Origin of the sequence: Paenarthrobacter ureafaciens, from assembly GCF_004028095.1 — a bacterium.
Taxonomy (GTDB): domain Bacteria; phylum Actinomycetota; class Actinomycetes; order Actinomycetales; family Micrococcaceae; genus Arthrobacter; species Arthrobacter ureafaciens.
The window spans coordinates 1,726,697-1,743,269 of the sequence record NZ_SBHM01000007.1; the positions used below are offsets into that span (position 1 = coordinate 1,726,697).

The 16,573-nt window shown below is 63.8% G+C and carries 21 protein-coding genes; 13 read left to right on the forward strand and 8 right to left on the reverse strand.

The window, feature by feature from the left end; genetic code table 11:
• Positions 1-138 precede the first annotated feature (138 nt).
• The 6 genes from AUR_RS12415 (at position 139) to AUR_RS12440 (ending at position 3,186) form a co-directional block, all read left to right on the forward strand.
• Positions 139-564, forward strand: a complete 426-nt coding sequence (locus AUR_RS12415) for an Asp23/Gls24 family envelope stress response protein (RefSeq protein WP_052474348.1) — start codon at positions 139-141, stop codon at positions 562-564.
• Positions 561-752, forward strand: coding sequence for a DUF2273 domain-containing protein (locus AUR_RS12420; protein ID WP_021471114.1), 192 nt, complete (start codon positions 561-563; stop codon positions 750-752). Before AUR_RS12415 ends, AUR_RS12420 begins: the two co-directional genes overlap by 4 nt.
• Positions 749-1,129 (forward strand): hypothetical protein, encoded by a 381-nt coding sequence (locus tag AUR_RS12425; RefSeq protein WP_062094833.1) that lies wholly within the window; start codon positions 749-751, stop codon positions 1,127-1,129. Before AUR_RS12420 ends, AUR_RS12425 begins: the two co-directional genes overlap by 4 nt.
• Entirely contained in the window at positions 1,126-1,773 is a 648-nt protein-coding gene (locus AUR_RS12430) for a DUF6286 domain-containing protein (RefSeq protein ID WP_021471112.1), read from the forward strand. Before AUR_RS12425 ends, AUR_RS12430 begins: the two co-directional genes overlap by 4 nt.
• Positions 1,770-2,384, forward strand: coding sequence for a hypothetical protein (locus AUR_RS12435; protein ID WP_062094835.1), 615 nt, complete (start codon positions 1,770-1,772; stop codon positions 2,382-2,384). Before AUR_RS12430 ends, AUR_RS12435 begins: the two co-directional genes overlap by 4 nt.
• Positions 2,385-2,478: 94 nt before the next feature.
• Positions 2,479-3,186, forward strand: a complete 708-nt coding sequence (locus AUR_RS12440) for a DNA alkylation repair protein (RefSeq protein WP_062094837.1) — start codon at positions 2,479-2,481, stop codon at positions 3,184-3,186.
• 27 nt (positions 3,187-3,213) lie between these two features.
• Here the strand turns inward: AUR_RS12440 and AUR_RS12445 are convergent, their stop codons facing one another.
• Positions 3,214-3,618 carry a helix-turn-helix domain-containing protein gene (locus AUR_RS12445; protein WP_031216108.1) on the reverse strand — a complete coding sequence of 135 codons (405 nt, stop codon included), beginning with the start codon at positions 3,616-3,618 and terminating at the stop codon, positions 3,214-3,216.
• A gap of 256 nt (positions 3,619-3,874) precedes the next feature.
• On the opposite strand from AUR_RS12445, the gene AUR_RS12450 reads away from it, so the two are divergent.
• The 5 genes from AUR_RS12450 to AUR_RS12470 all read left to right on the forward strand — a co-directional run bounded on the left by AUR_RS12450 (position 3,875) and on the right by AUR_RS12470 (position 8,651).
• A complete protein-coding gene (locus AUR_RS12450) occupies positions 3,875-5,170 on the forward strand; it encodes an ABC transporter substrate-binding protein (protein ID WP_021471108.1) in 1,296 nt (431 codons plus the stop codon).
• Positions 5,171-5,254: 84 nt separating this feature from the next.
• The gene (locus AUR_RS12455) at positions 5,255-6,274 is read left to right on the forward strand and encodes a carbohydrate ABC transporter permease (RefSeq protein ID WP_021471107.1); all 1,020 of its coding nucleotides are present in this window, start codon (positions 5,255-5,257) and stop codon (positions 6,272-6,274) included.
• A gap of 1 nt (position 6,275) precedes the next feature.
• Entirely contained in the window at positions 6,276-7,160 is an 885-nt protein-coding gene (locus tag AUR_RS12460; RefSeq protein ID WP_128397165.1) for a carbohydrate ABC transporter permease, read from the forward strand.
• Positions 7,161-7,225: 65 nt separating this feature from the next.
• Positions 7,226-7,432: a hypothetical protein gene (locus tag AUR_RS12465; RefSeq protein WP_062098963.1), complete on the forward strand. Its 207-nt coding sequence runs from the start codon at positions 7,226-7,228 to the stop codon at positions 7,430-7,432.
• A 166-nt stretch (positions 7,433-7,598) separates the two neighbouring features.
• Positions 7,599-8,651, forward strand: coding sequence for a LacI family DNA-binding transcriptional regulator (locus AUR_RS12470; protein WP_021471104.1), 1,053 nt, complete (start codon positions 7,599-7,601; stop codon positions 8,649-8,651).
• A gap of 51 nt (positions 8,652-8,702) precedes the next feature.
• Here the strand turns inward: AUR_RS12470 and AUR_RS12475 are convergent, their stop codons facing one another.
• From AUR_RS12475 to AUR_RS12495, 5 genes are all read right to left on the reverse strand, one after another.
• On the reverse strand, positions 8,703-9,599 hold the full coding sequence (locus AUR_RS12475; RefSeq protein ID WP_021471103.1) for a DUF8083 family protein: 897 nt from the start codon (positions 9,597-9,599) through the stop codon (positions 8,703-8,705).
• 33 nt (positions 9,600-9,632) lie between these two features.
• Positions 9,633-10,439, reverse strand: coding sequence for an exodeoxyribonuclease III (locus AUR_RS12480; RefSeq protein ID WP_031216106.1), 807 nt, complete (start codon positions 10,437-10,439; stop codon positions 9,633-9,635).
• A gap of 82 nt (positions 10,440-10,521) precedes the next feature.
• Entirely contained in the window at positions 10,522-11,088 is a 567-nt protein-coding gene (locus AUR_RS12485) for an HdeD family acid-resistance protein (protein WP_021471101.1), read from the reverse strand.
• Positions 11,089-11,142: 54 nt separating this feature from the next.
• A complete protein-coding gene (locus tag AUR_RS12490) occupies positions 11,143-11,769 on the reverse strand; it encodes a response regulator (RefSeq protein WP_062094839.1) in 627 nt (208 codons plus the stop codon).
• Entirely contained in the window at positions 11,766-13,052 is a 1,287-nt protein-coding gene (locus AUR_RS12495) for a sensor histidine kinase (protein WP_082694387.1), read from the reverse strand. Before AUR_RS12495 ends, AUR_RS12490 begins: the two co-directional genes overlap by 4 nt.
• Positions 13,053-13,238: 186 nt before the next feature.
• Between AUR_RS12495 and AUR_RS12500 the strand changes: the two genes are divergently transcribed.
• Entirely contained in the window at positions 13,239-13,814 is a 576-nt protein-coding gene (locus tag AUR_RS12500) for a GlcG/HbpS family heme-binding protein (RefSeq protein WP_062098965.1), read from the forward strand.
• 9 nt (positions 13,815-13,823) lie between these two features.
• Entirely contained in the window at positions 13,824-14,669 is an 846-nt protein-coding gene (locus tag AUR_RS12505) for an ankyrin repeat domain-containing protein (protein WP_241650918.1), read from the forward strand.
• Here AUR_RS12505 and AUR_RS12510 read toward each other — a convergent pair.
• Both AUR_RS12510 and AUR_RS12515 read right to left on the reverse strand, forming a co-directional pair.
• A complete protein-coding gene (locus AUR_RS12510; RefSeq protein WP_062094841.1) occupies positions 14,642-15,871 on the reverse strand; it encodes an acetyl-CoA acetyltransferase in 1,230 nt (409 codons plus the stop codon). The two genes, AUR_RS12505 and AUR_RS12510, sit on opposite strands and share 28 nt — an antisense overlap.
• Positions 15,868-16,566, reverse strand: coding sequence for a CoA transferase subunit B (locus AUR_RS12515; protein WP_062094843.1), 699 nt, complete (start codon positions 16,564-16,566; stop codon positions 15,868-15,870). Before AUR_RS12515 ends, AUR_RS12510 begins: the two co-directional genes overlap by 4 nt.
• Positions 16,567-16,573: the final 7 nt, after the last annotated feature.

Sequence of the window (16,573 nt, forward strand, 5' to 3'; positions counted from 1 at the left end):
CCGCGCACATACTTCTCTCACAAAGCGTCGGGGGCAGGCGCTAGGGTGGTATCCAAGAGAAGGGGAGTGCTCATGCCAGACCAGAGCGTGCCCGGTCAAAGCGTGCCGGAACACAACGTGCCCGATCACAACGTCCAGATGAATCCCGTGCCTGAAGGCGCCATTCCCGGTACGGGCCGCACCATCATCTCCGAGGCCGCCGTCGCCAAAGTGGCCGGCATCGCCGCCCGCGCGGTGCCGGGCGTGTACTCCTTGGGCTCAGGTCCCTCCCGTGCGCTCGGTGCCATCCGTGATGCCGTGGGCAGCTCGGACCACGCCGCCGGCGTCCGCGCCGAAGTGGGCGAAACCCAAGTGGCTGTGGACATCAACCTGGTGGCCCTCTACGGGCACCCGCTCCACGGCGTAGCCAACCAGGTACGCGCGGCTGTATACCGTGCGGTCGAGGAACTGGTGGGCCTGCAGGTCATAGAGGTCAACGTCGAAATCACGGACGTCTATATAGCCCCGCCACAAAAACCAACCACCGCCAAGGCGGTCACGGTGGATAAGGAGGTACTCCAATGAGCATGACAGTTGTGGGTATCGCTATTGGCGCTTTCGTGGCGTTCATGTCATTCCAGTTCGGATTCTGGGGATTTGTCATTTCGCTGCTGTTCATGGGCATTGGTGCCCTCTTGGGGCGTGCAGCTGACGGCAAGTTGGATCTCCGCAGCGTCCTCGATGCCATCACCGGCCGGCGCTCGTCCTCATGAGCGTGGCTGAGGCTGTGGAAACCACCACCAGCCTGGCCGGCCATAACCGGATCAGCACCCAGGCTCTGACATCGTTGGCGCAGGCGGCGGCCGCCGAGGCTCTCGGCGTCCCTGCGTCGGACATCCGCGCTGATTGGGCGGACGACGACGGCCTGCTGGCTTTGTCCATCGTGGCACCGATCAGCGTCCCCGCCTTAAGCGAAGTTCTTCGCCAACCCCAGCGGGTCCAAGGGTTCGGCGGTTCCATCTGGGACCGGGCAGTCGCCGCCAAAGCGAGCATCCTGGACAGTGTCATGCGGCTCAGCGGCTCGCAGCTGAGCCGTGTGGACATCAGGATCAGCGGAGCCCACGTCACGGAAGGGGGTCGGGTCAAGTGACCCAGGATCAGGAAACGGAAGCGCCCACGCTGGCAAACCAACCCCCGGAAACACCGCCTGTAGCCGGTGAAGACGCAACAATGAGCCAGATCCTGCGGAGGGAAACGCACTCATCGAGGGCCGGTGCGTCGGGAATCGCAGCCGTGCTGGTGATTCTGCTGTGTGTCTACGCGTTGCTGGAAGCGGGCGTTCGCGCAGTAGGCCAACCGCCGTGGCTGGTCGATCCCGGTACGGCAGCCGAACGCATCATCGCACTTCCCGCCGGCATCTCTCCACTCCTCCTGGGCGCTGGCGGGGCAGTTGTCGCCATGGTGGGCCTGTACTTCTTCCTCCACGCAGTTCTTCCCGGCCGACGCGCCAGGCACCTGTTACGGGACCCGAGGATCGCCGTCGTCGTTGATGATGAGGTGCTGGCCTCCGCCCTGGCGCGCCGTGCGCGGCTGGCTGCGAACGTCACGCAGGAACAAGTGATGGTGGTGGTCTCGCAGCGCCTGGTGGTGGTTAATGTGCGCCCGACGTCGGGCAGCAGGGTCAGCGAGGAAGCCGTCCTTGCCGCTGTCCAAGCTGAGTTGGAGGAAATGTCTCCCGTGCCCATGCCCGCCGTCCGGGTCAACCTGGGCACCTCGGGGGTGATCGGCGCATGAACGGAACACCCCGGGCCCTGAACCGCATCCTGCTCTTCATTATTGGTGCGAAATTGTTGGCTATCGGCCTGCTCTTGGTGCTGTTGGCCACCGTCCCGGCGGTCGCCGAGTGGTGGCACGGCTGGGCGGGGTCCGTGTGGGCCGGAACTGAGGACGCCTTCCGCCGGACGCGTTTTCCCGGCCGCGAGGAGAGCTGGCTCTGGATTGTGGCGGGCTTGGTGCTTGTTGTGGTGATCGTGGGGATGGTCGCCTGGCTTGCGCAGCAGGGCAAGGGACGGGCCAACCTGTTGGTAGCCGGCAACGACGACGACAGCCAGGTTGCAGGCGAAGTCCGGATCGGCGGTGGCGTGGCTGAGCAGGCACTCCGGGCCGCGTTGTCGGACCGGCCGGACCTTGCCGGGGCCTCGGTTGCCACCTACGAGTACAAGGGGCAGCCGGGTCTGCGCATCCGGGTTCAACCGAGGCAAGGGGTTGCTCCGCACCTTCTGGCCGCGGAGATCTCGCAGATGGTTGAGGCGTTGGACCTTGTGATCGGCAAGAAGACGCCTGTCCTGGTCCACATGGTTTCCGGAGCACGCGCTAAGTTCACCAAGGCTGAGCGCGTGCGCTGAATCTTGCCCCGAGTTGCCCTGCCCCACGTCGCCTGGGTGAAGCGTTACCGGGGCATTCCCTTAAGTTTGGCGGCCAGGTAGACAGGAGGTTCCGATGGCTGTGAGTTCCGCTGGAACAGCGGCTAAAACCGTTCCCGACGCCCCGGTGTTGTCCGATGTCATGGCGGAGTTGGCTGCGCTGGAAGAACCGAGGCACCGCGAAGTCAATGTGAAACACGGCGACGATCACGGGGTCAATCTCAGCAAATTGCGGGCCGTTGCAAAGCGGCTGAAGACCCAACAGGATCTTGCCCGGGAGCTATGGGCTACCGGCGACACCGCGGCCCGGTTGCTGGCATTGTTGATCTGCCGGCCGAAGGCTTCTGACCGCGGGGAACTGGACCGGATGCTGCGGGAATCCCGCACTCCCAAGGTGCAGGACTGGCTCGTGAACTATGTGGTGAAGAAGAGCCCGCACGCCGAGGACCTCCGCAGCGCCTGGTTCGCTGACCCGGATCCTGTGGTGGCAAGTGCCGGGTGGGCGTTGACCTCCGAGCGCGTCGTCAAGAAACCTGAAGGCCTGGATTTGGAAAGTCTCTTGGACATCATCGAGGCACGCATGAAGGGCGTTCCGGACCGGTTGCAGTGGGCCATGAACCAGTGCCTCGCCCAGATCGGCATCGAACACCCGGAGCACCGCGCCCGGGCCTTGGACATCGGCGAACGCCTGGAGGTCCTGAAGGACTACCCGACTCCGCCCAACTGCACGTCGCCTTTTGCACCCGTTTGGATCAACGAGATGGTGCGCCGCAAGTCGCTGTAGCCCCCGCGGAGAGCCAGCCTTGCCGGGTCAGCCCCTGTTGCGTTGCATCATCCGGTACGTCAGTTCAGCAAGGAGTTCCTCGTCGGAGAGGTGCGAGGCCCGGGCGTTCGAGGCTGCCGGAACGGCCATCCGTGGGCTGGATGCCTGCCGGGAACCGTCAGTGGTCCGCATGTCGTCGGGAGTGATTTGGTCCGGCGCGAAGGTGGATTTGCCCTTGAGGACCTCCGAAACCGACCCGGCACGCCACCCCAGGGCGTTCTCCAGCTTGCGCTGATTGATCTCCTGGGTCCGGCGGGTGCCCGACTCCAGCGTCCTGACGGTCTTGATGGCAGTACCGGCCTGCTTGGCCAATTGCACCTGGCTTATCCCTTGGGCCAACCGCTCTTCCTTGATGAGTCGTCCGATGGTTTGCAGTGCTTCGAGTTCATCCACACTTCCCACTGTTCCATAGGCAACCATGGGCAATCAAATCGAGGGGCCGCTTCAATGCTTGGATCAAGGGCCGTCCAGGGTGCTAATTCACGCCCGGGAAGATACCAAAAAACTAAATGGGCAGGTTGCTTGGTATCAGTGTGATTAACTTAGGTGTAAGCGCTTGCATTCGATACGGGCACCTCGCTAGTGTGAGGCTCACCACATCAACCGCACCGCGGAAATCACCTGGTCCACTCACTGAGGAGTTCCCAGCATGAAATCGAAGAAGTACCTTCTTCCGGCAGCGATCGCCGGAGTCTTGGCTATGTCCCTCACTGCATGTGGCGGCGGGGGCGGGGGCGGAAGCACCAACGGCGGCGGCGGTGCAAGCGGCGACGCGGCCAACAACCTTGACGGCCGTGGGCCGATCACCTACGTACAAGGCAAGGACAACAGCAACGTTGTTCGGCCCCTGATCGAAAAGTGGAACGCCGAGCACCCGGACGAGAAAGTAACGTTCAAGGAGCAGTCGGACCAGGCTGACCAGCAGCATGATGACCTCGTCCAGAACTTCCAGGCAAAGAACCCGAACTACGACGTCATGAGCGTTGACCTGATCTGGGTAGCCGAATTTGCTGCCAAGGGTTGGCTGCAGCCGCTCAAGGACAAGACGGCTATCTCAACCGACGGCATGCTGGAGTCGACGGTCAAGAGCGCCACCTACAACGGCACGCTTTATGCAGCCCCGCAAAGCTCTGACGGCGGCATCCTCTACTACCGCGGCGACTTGGTGCCCAATGCGCCCAAGACGTGGGACGAGATGATGCAGATGTGCGACATCGCCAAGCAGAACAACATCGGTTGCTACGCCGGTCAGTTCCAGAAGTACGAGGGCCTTACGGTCAACGCCGCGGAGGCCATCAACTCTGCCGGCGGCAAGATCGTTGACGATTCCGGCAAGGCCGCAGTTAACTCCGCCGAGGCCAAGGCAGGCCTGAACAACCTGGTACAGGCTTACAAGGACGGCAACATCCCCACCGAGGCCATCACCTTCCAGGAAGAGCAGGGACGCCAGGCATTCGAGGCCGGCAAGCTCCTCTTCCACCGCAACTGGCCGTACGTTTACAACCTGGCCAAGACTGATGGTTCCTCCACCGTGAAGGACACCTTCAAGATGGCTCCGCTTCCCGGCAAGGACGGCCCTGGCGCTTCCTCGCTGGGTGGCCACAACATTGCCATGAGCGTCTACTCCAAGAACAAGGCAACGGTTACTGACTTCATCAAGTTCATCACCAGCGAAGAGACCCAGCGGTTCTACGCCACCCAGGGTTCACTCGCCCCGGTGCTGACCAAGCTGTATGACGATCAGGAACTTGTCACCGCGCTGCCTTACCTGCCGGTGCTGAAGACGTCCATCGAGAACGCCGTGCCGCGTCCCGTAACGCCGTTCTACCCGGCCGTCACCAAGGCTGTCCAGGACAACGCTTACGCAGCACTCAAGGGTGAGAAGACCGTTGATTCGGCGATCTCCGACATGCAGGCGGCAATCGAGTCGGCCGGAGCCAAGTAACCACCCGGGCCCACGTCCGGCCGTTCGCCCTCCAGGCGGACGGCCGGACTCGGCTACGGCCTTCTCCCTGACAGGAGTCTTGCCATGTCAACAGAATTGCAAAAACAGCAGTCGACGGCGGATGCCGGCCACAAGATGCCAGGGCGCGAAAGCGCCGACCGTAAGCAGGTGACCCAGGGTCGCTGGGCGTACACGCTGCTGGCACCCTCGCTGGTACTGCTGGCAATCGTCATCATCTACCCGGTTATCAACGCCATCATCATGTCCTTCCAGAAGGACTCGGGACTTGATCCGGCAACGGGTTTCTTCTCCGAAGGCGGCCCCGCCGGCTTCGACAACTACGTACACTGGCTGGCACAGCAATGCACCGCCCCCGGTGGTGGCGCCGTGGCTTGTCCTCCAGGAACCCTGGGTGCGCAATTCTGGGACGCCATGGGCACCACGTTCTTCTTCACCGTAGTTACGGTGGCTTTCGAAACGGTCCTCGGCTTCTGGATGGCCATCATCATGGCCCGCGCTTTCCGTGGCCGGAGCATCATCCGCGCAGCCGTCCTGGTTCCGTGGGCCATCCCCACGGCAGTGACGGCCAAGCTGTGGTTCTTCATCTTCGCTTTTGAGGGCATTGCCAACAAACTCTTCGGCACCCAGATCCTGTGGACCGGATCGGAATGGCCTGCCAAGTGGGCGATCGTCATTTCGGATGTTTGGAAGACCACTCCGTTCATGGCTCTGTTGATCCTTGCCGGCCTGCAACTGATCCCGGATGAGGTCTACGAGGCAGCGAAGGTGGACGGCGCGTCCACGTGGCAGCGTTTCCGCCTCATCACGCTTCCGCTGGTCAAGCCCGCACTGATGGTTGCGATCCTCTTCCGCGTGCTGGACGCCCTCCGCATGTACGACCTCCCGGCCATCATGACCCAAGGCGCCAACGGCACCACCACTCTCTCCATCCTGGTAGTGCAACAAATCCGGCAAGGGTTCAATTCGGCCGCGGCGCTATCGACCATCACGTTCATAGTCATCTTCATCGTTGCCTTCATCTTCGTCAGATTCCTGGGGGCAAACGCGGTCGATGCCGCTTCTTCGTCCGGAAAGGCAAAGTGACATGGCCACAGCCACAGCTTCAAGGACTTCCACTGCTCCTGCAGAGCGGCCGAAGCGCCCGTTCAACTGGGGATCGTTCCGCACCTACATCAGCGCAATCGTCATCCTGATCTGGTGTCTGGCACCCTTCTACTGGATGATCGTCACGGCGTTCCGGGACGTTGGGTTCACTTTTGACACAACGCCGTTCTTCACACACTTCACGTGGGATAACTTCGCTACGGTGTTTGACGAGAGCCTCGGCAACCACTTCGGCAAGAACCTGCTCAACAGCCTCTTTGTTGGTGCTGTCACCACGCTGATCGCCTTGATCGTCGGCGTCTTTGCAGCCTATGCGCTGGCACGACTGAACTTCCGGTTCAAGTTCGTGGTGCTCGGCTTCATCCTGGGTGCCTCGATGTTCCCGGGTGTTGCTTTGGTGACCCCGCTGTTCCAGCTCTTTACGAACATTGGCTGGATGGGCACCTACCAGGCGCTGATCATCCCGAACATCTCCTTCGTGCTTCCGCTGACGGTCTACACGCTGACCTCGTTCTTCCGTGAAATGCCGTGGGAACTCGAAGAAGCGGCCCGGATCGACGGTTGCACCCAAGGGCAGGCATTCCGCAAGGTGATCCTGCCGCTCGCGGCCCCGGCCACGTTCACTACGGCAATCCTGGCTTTCATCTCCGCATGGAACGAGTTCCTGATTGCCAGCCAGTTGTCCAACGATGACACCAGGACGGTTACGGTGGCCATTGCCTACTTCGCAGGTTCCCAGCCACAACAGGAGCCGTACACCGCGATCATGGCAGCCGGCACCATCGTCACCATTCCTTTGGTCGTCCTGGTGCTGGTGTTCCAACGCAAGATCGTCGCCGGCCTGACGGCAGGTGCAGTGAAGTGAGCAGCTCAGCAAACCGACGCCAGCAAGCCGCCGCAGCCCGGAAGGTCGATCCCCACACAAAGCGCGTGCGCTCCGGGGAGGACTTCGACATCATCATCGGACTCCTTGGCTTCTGGGCGCTGGTTCTCCTGGCAGTCACCATCTATATGGAAGTCACAACCCAGCCCGCCTTGGGTTGGGCCTTGGGCCTCCTGGCCACGGTACTCGCGCTGTGGGGCATGATCAGGCTCCGCCGCAAACTACCTGAAAGGACTTCGCGTCGCCTCAGCTGAGGCCCCCGCAACAAGGCGGCACCTCAACTTAACAGCGGGTCGAATTAACAGCGGGTCGAAACAATCCCTGCGCGAAATGAAGAAGGGCTCCCGGGACAGATAGGCTTTAACGCGCCGTTCGGGAAGGAGCCCTCGGCCTTCGGCATGCACCTTTGAGGGGGCTAAAGTGGCAAAAACTAACGAACGGTCCCAGCGTGGCGGTCATACGGGGGTCAGCATCGAGGATGTCGCGGCGGCCGCGGGGGTCTCGACGGCGACCGTTTCCCGGGCCGTCCGGGGGCTGCCGCGGGTATCTCCGGCAACACGCGAAAAGATCCTGGATGTCGCGGCTTCCTTGGGATACGTGGCATCGTCCTCGGCGTCGGGCCTGGCTACCGGGCGGACCCGCACCATCGGCGTGCTGGCCCCGTTCGTGAGCCGCTGGTTCTTCTCGAAAGCTATCGAGGGGGCGGACAGGGAACTGCATTCCAGGAAATACAACCTCTCCCTGTTCAACCTCGGCGGCCACGGCAGCAACCGCGAACGGCTGTTCAGTTCCACCATGGTCTACAAACAGATCGACGCCCTGCTGGTGCTCTGCATGGCCCTGAGCGAGGACGAACAGGAACACCTCCATAAGCTGGATATCCCGTTGGTGGTGGTGGGTGGCCACGTTGAGAACTGCCCCTATATAGGGATCAACGATTACGACGCCGCCTCCACCGCCGTGCGGCATCTTCTGGACCTGGGGCACAAGGACATCGCCCTGCTCCACGGCGACGACGAGACGGACTTGAACTTCGATGTTCCCCGGGTGCGGATCCGGGCCTTTCAGGAAGTGATGTCCGACGCCGGACTGGAGGTCCGCCCCGAATGGGACCAGTGGGGTGACTTCACAGTCGCCAGTGGGCAACAGGCGTTCACCCGCCTGTGGAATCAGCCCGGCCGCAAGCCGACGGCGATCTTCTGCTCCTCGGACGAGATGGCCATGGGCGTAATTTTCGAGGCGTACCGGCACGGCGTCCGGGTTCCGCAGGACCTCTCCGTGATCGGCATCGACGATCACGACTTTTCTGCTTCACTCGGGCTGACGACGGTGGGCCAGAGACCGGACAACCAGGCTGAACTGGGCACCAAGATGCTCTTGGACGAGCTGGACGGCCATCACGGCGCTGTCCGATCGCAGGTTGCTCCGCATGAACTGATCATCAGGGAGACCACGGCCCCGCCTTGCCGCTGACCTGCCCCGCGATCCGCTGAGCGGCCCGCCCTGCCGCTGAGCGGCCGGTAACTACGAAGCCCGTGCCAGTTGCCTGATGGGGATCCACCGCGAGGCAAGACGACGGTAGGCCGCAGCCGCTCCCGTCATGTCCCCTTCCGCGAGGCACTCAATTCCGAGACGAACATCCATGGGTGACTCGTCGGGATAGACCTTGTCTGCCACGGCACCGTAATCCAGTTCAACCATGGATTGGACGTGGAACAGCTCCAGCCATTCGGTCAACTGGGTGAGATCGTCCAGCATGTCCAGGTCCGGGGCAGCCAGAGCCAAGTGGGCCACCGCGAAACGTGCCCGTTCCAGGGCCTCAGTCAGGGGAGTCCACACCCTGACGGTCTGGATATGGCCATCGGACTCCACCACTTCCTTGCGGTCCGATTCGGCGAACAGGGAGAACCAGCTGAAGGGGATCCCCCAGGTGGAAGCCCGCGTATGCACACGCTTAGCATCGTCACCTGCGTTGATGCGGTCGATCCGCTGCTGGTGTTTGTCCCGCTGGGAAACCGGGATGAGGAGATCAGCCAACGGTCCGTGAACGCCGTCCATCAAGGCATTCGCTGCCAAACCGGCCCGAATCACCAGCTGGCTGGGGCAGTAGAGGAGGCGTCCGGCGTCGTGCGCTGCTTCTTCCTGTCCCGGACCGGGGGCGGCATGCCGCCCGCCCGGAACCCGCGTCATACGCACGAGGTCCGTTCGGCCGGTAGGGAAGGGGTCGCCGCCGGAACGCGTGATGCGTCCCAGGGACGCCTGCAGCTCCGCATTCTCGACGGCGGCCCTGGAACCTATGCGGTCACCGTCGGCGACGAGTTGGCGCTGCTGTTCCGGCGGAAATGCCTCGAGGGGTTCGTAGATGCGGAGGGAGGAAGAGAAGGGCAGGCCGGCCTGGCCTCGGTACAGCTTTCCACCCATGTCAGCCAGCCCCTTTCTTGTCCGGTTCGGTGCCTAGTCTGCGAGCTCCACGATCACGGGTGCGTGGTCCGAGGCGCCCTTGCCCTTGCGCTCTTCACGATCAATGGAGGCACCTGTGACGCGGGCGGCCAACGGTGCCGAGGCGAGGCAGAAGTCGATCCGCATGCCTTCCTTCTTGGGGAAGCGCAGCTGGGTGTAGTCCCAGTAGGTGTAGACGCCCGGGCCGGGGGTGTAGGGGCGGACGACGTCGGTGAAGCCTGCGGTCTCGAAGGCGTGGAACGCTGCCCGCTCCGGTTCGCTGACGTGGGTGAAATTGTTGTCGCGGAACAGTTGGATGTCCCACACGTCCTCGTCGAAGGGCGCGATGTTCCAGTCGCCCATGAGGGCGATCTGGGCGTTCGGGTCAGCCTGGACCCATTCAGCCGCCTGGCCACGGAGGACCTCAAGCCACTTAATCTTGTAAGGCATGTGTTCGTCGTCCAGGGAGCGGCCGTTGGGGACGTACAGGCTCCAGATACGCATGCCGGCACAGGTAGCTGCGATGGCACGGGCTTCCTGGGCCGGATCCTTGCCGGCTTTGCCGAAGGCCGGCTGATCCACGAAGGTCCGCTCGACGTCTTCCAAGCCGACGCGCGAGGCGATGGCGACGCCGTTCCACTGGTTGACGCCGAAGTGCGCTACCTCGTAGCCCATGCGTTCGAACAGCTCCCACGGGAAGTTGTCGTCCTTGCATTTGGTTTCCTGGATGGCCAGGACATCGCAGTCGCTGCGCTCAAGCCAGGCTTCAACGCGGTCGGCGCGGGCGCGGAGGGAGTTCACGTTCCAGGTAGCTATCTTCACAGCCACTAACTTACCGAACTTGGCGCAGAGTGCATCCCCAACCGGAGGATTGCTGCTGCGGGGACGCTGCGGCGGGCGGAGGTCAGTGCGCGTAGATCAGGGGGCTGGTGGAGCCCCGGCGCATTTTGAAACCGCAGACAATCAAGAGCAGTCCGGCAACCACTGCGAAGGCGGCCAACATGCCCACCATGCCCAGGAAACCGAGACCAGGATTGACCAGTACCAGCAGGCCGAAGAGGGCAGTGACCACGCCGGTCAGCAACCACACGGGCCAGCCGTTCACGGAGTTCCTCGCGGCGAAGGCCAGGACAATCTCGGACAGTCCAAGGACCAAAGCCCACAGGCCGATCAGCACTCCGAGCGCAGCGGCGGTCATACCCGGCCACGCCAGCGCCACAATGCCTGCGGCGATGGAAATGAAGCCGCCCACCATGGTCCAGCGGGAATGGCGCGACGGATCGTAGAAATAGTGCGCGATGTTGGTGAGGCCGTCCGTGATGGCGAAAATCGCGAACACGAAAATAAGCGCGAACACCGTGGCCACCGGCAGCGCCGCCACCAGAAGGCCAAACAGCACGGCAAGGACTCCCCGGAACAGCAAAGCCGTACCGGAATGCTTGAACATCTTGCGACCAACGGCCTCCGACATAGCGTCAGTTTAATCCCGGCTCAACGCAGGAGGTATAGGGAGAAGCCGGGAATTTCACCGCATTCCTTCCCGGCGTATGGCCGTGGCGATGGCTGCCGCCCGTGTGTCCACTCCGAGCTTGGCGTAAATGTGCGCCAAGTGGGTCTTGACAGTGGCCTCGGAGATGAAGAGGCGTTTGCCGAGATCGCGGTTGCTGAGTCCCTGGGTGAGGAGGCTGAGCAGCTCGGCTTCCCGCGGCGTGAGGACTTCATCGGGGTTGCGGAGCTGCTGGAAGAGCCGCGATGCCACCGGAGCGCTCATGACGCTCTTGCCCAGGACCGCGCCGCGCACCGCGGAGAAAATCTCGTCCGGTGCTGCGTCCTTGAGCAAATAGCCCATTGCGCCGGCGTCCACGGACCTGACGATGTCGGCGTCGGAATCGTAGGTGGTGAAGACGATGATCGCCTGCCGCGGGCGGCGTCCGCGCAACTGCTTGATGGCCTCGATGCCGTCCATGCCCGAACCCATCGCGAGGTCCATCAACACAACGTCGGGAGAATACTCTGCCGCGGCAATAAGCGCTTCCTCGCCGGAAGCGGCATCGGCGACGACGGCGATGTCCGGTTGGGTGCCCAGCAGCGCCTTGAGCCCGCTCCGGACCACGGTGTGATCATCCACGACGAGCACGGAGATGGTGGTCATGGCGATCCCTTTGTCTCGGAGTTGGAACCGGTGGCGGAGCCGGTGCTGGAGTTGGAACCGGTGCTGGATCCGGTCAGTGGCAACTGCGCGGCGATGATGGTGCCCTCGCCGGGACTGCTTTCCACGGACAATTCTCCGCCCAGCCGGTGAACACGCTGCCGCATGGCCCGCAAGCCGTACCCTCCGGCCGCCGACGGGGGAGGTACCGCTGCGGGATCAAAGCCGCGACCGTCGTCGTACACGTCCAGGGTGACCGCGTCCGGCAAGTAACCCAGTGTGATGCTCGCGTTCCGCGCGCCGGCGTGGAGTTTGATGTTCGCTGCCGCGCTCTGGGTGACGCGCAACAGGGTGTGCCGGACCTCCGGCGGGACGGGGCGGGGGTCCCCGGTGACGTGCACGGCAATCAACTCCACATACTGCCGGGCCGCATGCTCCAGCGCTTCCGCCAAGGGGCCAGTCTCGAGGCCGGGCGCCGACAGTTCATGGACCAGGCTGCGCGTATCGGCAAGATTGTGGCGCAAGAGGTCCGTGGCTTTGAACAGATCGTCCCTGGCCGACGCCTCGGGCCAAGATCGTTGCGCGGCCTCAAGGAGGAGCAAACTGCTGGCCAGCCCCTGCGTCACAGTGTCATGGATTTCGCGGGAAACCCGTTCCCGCTCGGCGACAATCCCCGCAGCGCGCTCACTGGCTGCCAGTTGTTCCTGCGCCTGCGAGACATCAGCAAGGAGCCGGCGTTGCAGTGCGGCATCGCGTTCGATCTTGTCGTAAATCAGCGTGAGGAGCGCAGCGGCGGCCAGCGGACCCAGAACCATGGCGACGTCGGTCCAGTCACTCATGCGGAAAAGCCCGACGGCGGTGGCGGCCGCGGTCACGCCGCCCGCCACATATGCGGCCCAGCCGCTGAGGGCGCTCCTGCCGAGGAAGAAGATCGCGAAGGAACACCAGGCGAAGCTGGGGGCGGCCACTACGAGCACTGCCCAGGCTCCGAGCAGAGCCACGGTCCACGGGAGCCATGGTGTGGGCTGCGTCCCCGGGCGGTCCCGAGCCGGGCTGTAAGCGCCAGATCGGCGGGCGGGGAGTGCCGTGGCTGCGTAGAGGACGCAGACCGCACCCGCCAGAGCCATGGTCCAGAGGTTGTCCGCGGGGGAGTGGCGCATGACGTAGCGGACCCCCGAGGCCACCATGAGCACAGCGAACCCGCAATGCACCACAACATCGATGCGGCCATCCCCCTGGAGTGGGGCCGGAGGCGTGGTGTCGGGCCTGGGACGGGCGGGTTTCATGGGAGTTCCTGGTGTGTTGAGGGCGCTCTTTCCATGCTAGATCCCGCGCCCCCGCTGGTCTCTCCACCTTTTGGCTGATACGGCCGCCCAAAAGGCTGAGCGTGCGAGCGGCGACCGGCCGATGTGGGCGTCGGTTGACCCCGGGAAACATGGAGGGGTACGCATATGGCCGACCTGAGGAGAACCATGAAGAAGTCGAACAAGATGATTGCCGGTGCTGCTGCTGCCGGAGCGTTGCTGCTCACCGGCGGTGTCACCGCTGTGGCCAACGCCGTCGCCCCTGCTGCACCGGCGACCGTTGCCGCGAAGGTGCCGGCCGATGTCCAGCCTGCCCCGGAGAATGTGGTTGCACAGAACCGCATCACCGTGGGCGCTTCGGGCAAGGCAGTCACTGCGGCGCTCGCCAAATGCCAGGCGGACAAACTGCCGTTCGTGACCGTGGCCTTGGTGGACCGCTTCGGGACGGTCCAAGCCCTCCTCCGCGGTGACAACGCCGCCGAGCACACCATCGAAGCAGCGAAGCAGAAGGCCTACACGGCCGCTGCGTTCGGTGCGCCCACCAGTGAACTGGCCAAGCGCGTCAACGGCAACGGTCCGTCCATCGCAGACCTTCCCGGCACCCTCTTCCTGGCCGGGGGTGTGCCGCTCAAGGTGAACGGCGCCTCGGTGGCGGGCATCGGCGTCGGGGGCGCTCCCGACGGCGCCCTCGACGAGGCCTGCGCAGCCGCCGGAGCCGATGCGCTGGCCGCGGCCGCGAAGTAGCCTCGGAGCATGGGTGCGTGGAACGGGAGCGGCCGGGCTGGTGGAACCGTGCTGATGACGACGGTGCTGATTGCCGGGCTCGTCGCCGGCTGCGCCCCGACTGCGCCACCTGAACCGACAAGCCCGACGGCGACCGCCTCGCCGAATGCCTCCCAAGCAGCCCCCGCCCAGGCCGGGCCGTCGAGCGCAAGGGCGGGTCCGGCGTCGTCGGCTGCTGCCCCGGCGAAACCACCAACCCTGTCCGCGGAGGCACAGATGGAAACCGACCGGCAGCTGATACTTGCCGCGAAAGCCAACGATCCCGTCCGGGTTCGGGAGCTGATCGCTGCCGGCGGCAACGTGAACGCCAAGGACGCAATCCAGGACTCGGCATTCCTGTACGCCGGTGCGGAAGGGTTCAACGAGGTCCTGCAGCTGACCTTGGAAGCCGGAGCCGATGTCCGCAGCACCAACCGGTACGGCGGAACAGCGCTGATCCCCGCCAGCGAGCACGGGCATACGGAGACGGTGCGGATCCTGATCGCCGCGGGCGTTCCGGTGAACCACGTGAACAACCTGGGCTGGACTGCCATGCAGGAAGCGGTCCTGCTCAATGACGGCGGGCCGAGGCAACAGGACGTCGTGCGGCAACTCCTTGAGGCCGGAGCAGACCCGGACATCCGGGATCGGGAGGGCCGGACTGCCCTGCAAAACGCGGAGCGGCTGGGGTTCACGGAGATCGCTGAGCTGATCCGGAACCGCTTAGCTAATCCGGGACCGCTCAACTGGGTCGCAGTAGAGCGCATTTTGGACGTCCAGAACGCGCTCTGCTGCGACTTACTTGGGTGCTACAGCGCCTCGAGGATGCTCACGTAGTTGGCGATGCCGACGCCGCCCATGTTCTGGACTGCGCCGCGACGGGCATTGGCCAGCTGCATGTCCCCGGCGGTGCCACTGAGCTGCATGGCAGCGATGACGTGCTGGGATACACCGGTGGCACCCACCGGATGTCCTTTCGCCTTCAGGCCGCCGGACACGTTGACCGGCAGCTTGCCGTCCTTGTACACCCAGCCTTCCTTGATGGCCCAGGCACCCTGGCCGCGGGGGACCAGTCCCATGGCTTCGTACATGATGAGCTCGGCGATAGTGAAGCAGTCGTGGACCTCGGCGAAGTCCAGGTCATCCACCCCGGCTCCTGCCATGGTGAATGCCCGCTCCCAAGAGACGCGCGTTGCCTCGAATTCGGTGGGGTCGCGTTTCTCCGCGGGGAAGAAGTCGTTGGCATGCCCGAAACCGGCAAGGCGAACAGCTGCGGTTGCGCCGTTGGTTTCCCGGGTTGAAAGTACGACGGCGGCGGCACCGTCGGAGACGGGCGAACAGTCAGTGCGGCGCAAGGGATCGGCCACCATCGGGTTCTTGTCCGAGATGGTCCGGCAGAACTCCACGCCGAAGTCGCGATGCATCTGGGCGTATGGATTGCTCATGCCGTTGTGGTGGTTCTTGGCGGAGATGGAACCGAGCACATCGCCCAGGCCATTCTCGAAGCCCGGACCGGCGATGCCTGAACCTGCCGTACCCGCGCCGTACCGCTTGTCGTAGTGCTTGGCCACTTCCGCGAACAGGCCGGTGAATCCCGTAGTGGACGGTTTTCCCGCCATCTCGTACGAGGCACCCAGGAGCGCGGCCCCCACGACGTCCGCGCCGGCGTCGGTCATCTTCTCCGCACCAATCACCAGCACATTCCTTGCCGTCCCGGCGAGCAACGCCTTGACGCCCTGTTGGAACGCTGCCGAACCGGAGGCGCACGCGTTCTCCGTCCGGGTGGCGGGGACGTTGGCGAGATCTGCCGAAAGTTGCAGCGCGAGGGACGACGTGAACCCCAGGGGCTGCATGCCTGAGTTGAACTGGCCCAGGTAGATCTCGTCGATGTCCTTGGGCTCAAGTCCGGAGTTCGCGATGGCTTCACCGGCCACCTGGACGATCAACGTTTCGAGCGTCTGGTCCGTGAGCTTGCCAAACTTGCTGTGGCCCCACCCCGTGAGCAGGATGTCCTTGCCAAACCGGTCTTTGAGGCTCATGCCGTAGCTCCTTCGAGGGTCTCTTCAACAGCGGTGTCCATAAGCGCCACAGCGAACTCTGCCTCGGTCTTCCCGCGGATCTCTTCCACAGTGACGCCCGGGGCGAGACGGGTCAGCACAAGGCGCGTGCCGCCGTCGTGCGTCTCATCCGGCTCAATGTCGAAGACGGCGAGATCCGTGATGATCCTGTCCACGCAGTTCAAACCCGTGAGGGGAAGCGTGCATTCGCGGACGATCTTGGCTGAACCGTCCTTGGCGTTGTGTTCGGTCAGGACCACGACCCGGGGTGTTCCGGCGACGAGGTCCATGGCGCCGCCCATGCCCTTGACCATCTTCCCGGGGATGGTCCAGTTGGCGAGGTCGCCGCTGCCGGACACCTGCATGGCGCCCAGGATCGCGACCTTCACATGCCCGCCCCGGATCATGCCGAACGAGGTGGCGGAATCGAAAATGCTGCCGCCGGGATTGATGGTGACAGTCTGCTTGCCGGCGTTGATGAGGTCGGCGTCCTCCTCGCCTTCGTAAGGGAACGGGCCCATACCAAGCAGGCCGTTTTCGCTCTGGAGGACCACCCGAACGCCGTCCGGGAGGTTGTTGGCTACTAGTGTGGGGATGCCGATGCCGAGGTTGACGTAGTCGCCGTCGTTGAGTTCTTCGGCCGCGATGGCGGCCATTTGGTCACGTGTCCATGCCATGGTGTGT

What these genes read in the sequence shown, in the direction of transcription:
- AUR_RS12415 (WP_052474348.1), top strand. Translation starts at nt 139, where the DNA reads ATGAATCCCGTGCCTGAAGGCGCCATTCCCGGTACGGGCCGCACCATC.
- AUR_RS12420 (WP_021471114.1), top strand. Translation starts at nt 561, where the DNA reads ATGAGCATGACAGTTGTGGGTATCGCTATTGGCGCTTTCGTGGCGTTC.
- AUR_RS12425 (WP_062094833.1), top strand. Translation starts at nt 749, where the DNA reads ATGAGCGTGGCTGAGGCTGTGGAAACCACCACCAGCCTGGCCGGCCAT.
- AUR_RS12435 (WP_062094835.1), top strand. Translation starts at nt 1,770, where the DNA reads ATGAACGGAACACCCCGGGCCCTGAACCGCATCCTGCTCTTCATTATT.
- AUR_RS12440 (WP_062094837.1), top strand. Translation starts at nt 2,479, where the DNA reads ATGGCTGTGAGTTCCGCTGGAACAGCGGCTAAAACCGTTCCCGACGCC.
- AUR_RS12450 (WP_021471108.1), top strand. Translation starts at nt 3,875, where the DNA reads ATGAAATCGAAGAAGTACCTTCTTCCGGCAGCGATCGCCGGAGTCTTG.
- AUR_RS12455 (WP_021471107.1), top strand. Translation starts at nt 5,255, where the DNA reads ATGTCAACAGAATTGCAAAAACAGCAGTCGACGGCGGATGCCGGCCAC.
- AUR_RS12460 (WP_128397165.1), top strand. Translation starts at nt 6,276, where the DNA reads ATGGCCACAGCCACAGCTTCAAGGACTTCCACTGCTCCTGCAGAGCGG.
- AUR_RS12475 (WP_021471103.1), bottom strand. Translation starts at nt 9,599, where the DNA reads ATGGGTGGAAAGCTGTACCGAGGCCAGGCCGGCCTGCCCTTCTCTTCC.
- AUR_RS12485 (WP_021471101.1), bottom strand. Translation starts at nt 11,088, where the DNA reads ATGTCGGAGGCCGTTGGTCGCAAGATGTTCAAGCATTCCGGTACGGCT.
- AUR_RS12490 (WP_062094839.1), bottom strand. Translation starts at nt 11,769, where the DNA reads ATGACCACCATCTCCGTGCTCGTCGTGGATGATCACACCGTGGTCCGG.
- AUR_RS12495 (WP_082694387.1), bottom strand. Translation starts at nt 13,052, where the DNA reads ATGAAACCCGCCCGTCCCAGGCCCGACACCACGCCTCCGGCCCCACTC.
- AUR_RS12500 (WP_062098965.1), top strand. Translation starts at nt 13,239, where the DNA reads ATGAAGAAGTCGAACAAGATGATTGCCGGTGCTGCTGCTGCCGGAGCG.
- AUR_RS12505 (WP_241650918.1), top strand. Translation starts at nt 13,824, where the DNA reads ATGGGTGCGTGGAACGGGAGCGGCCGGGCTGGTGGAACCGTGCTGATG.
- AUR_RS12510 (WP_062094841.1), bottom strand. Translation starts at nt 15,871, where the DNA reads ATGAGCCTCAAAGACCGGTTTGGCAAGGACATCCTGCTCACGGGGTGG.
- AUR_RS12515 (WP_062094843.1), bottom strand. Translation starts at nt 16,566, where the DNA reads ATGGCATGGACACGTGACCAAATGGCCGCCATCGCGGCCGAAGAACTC.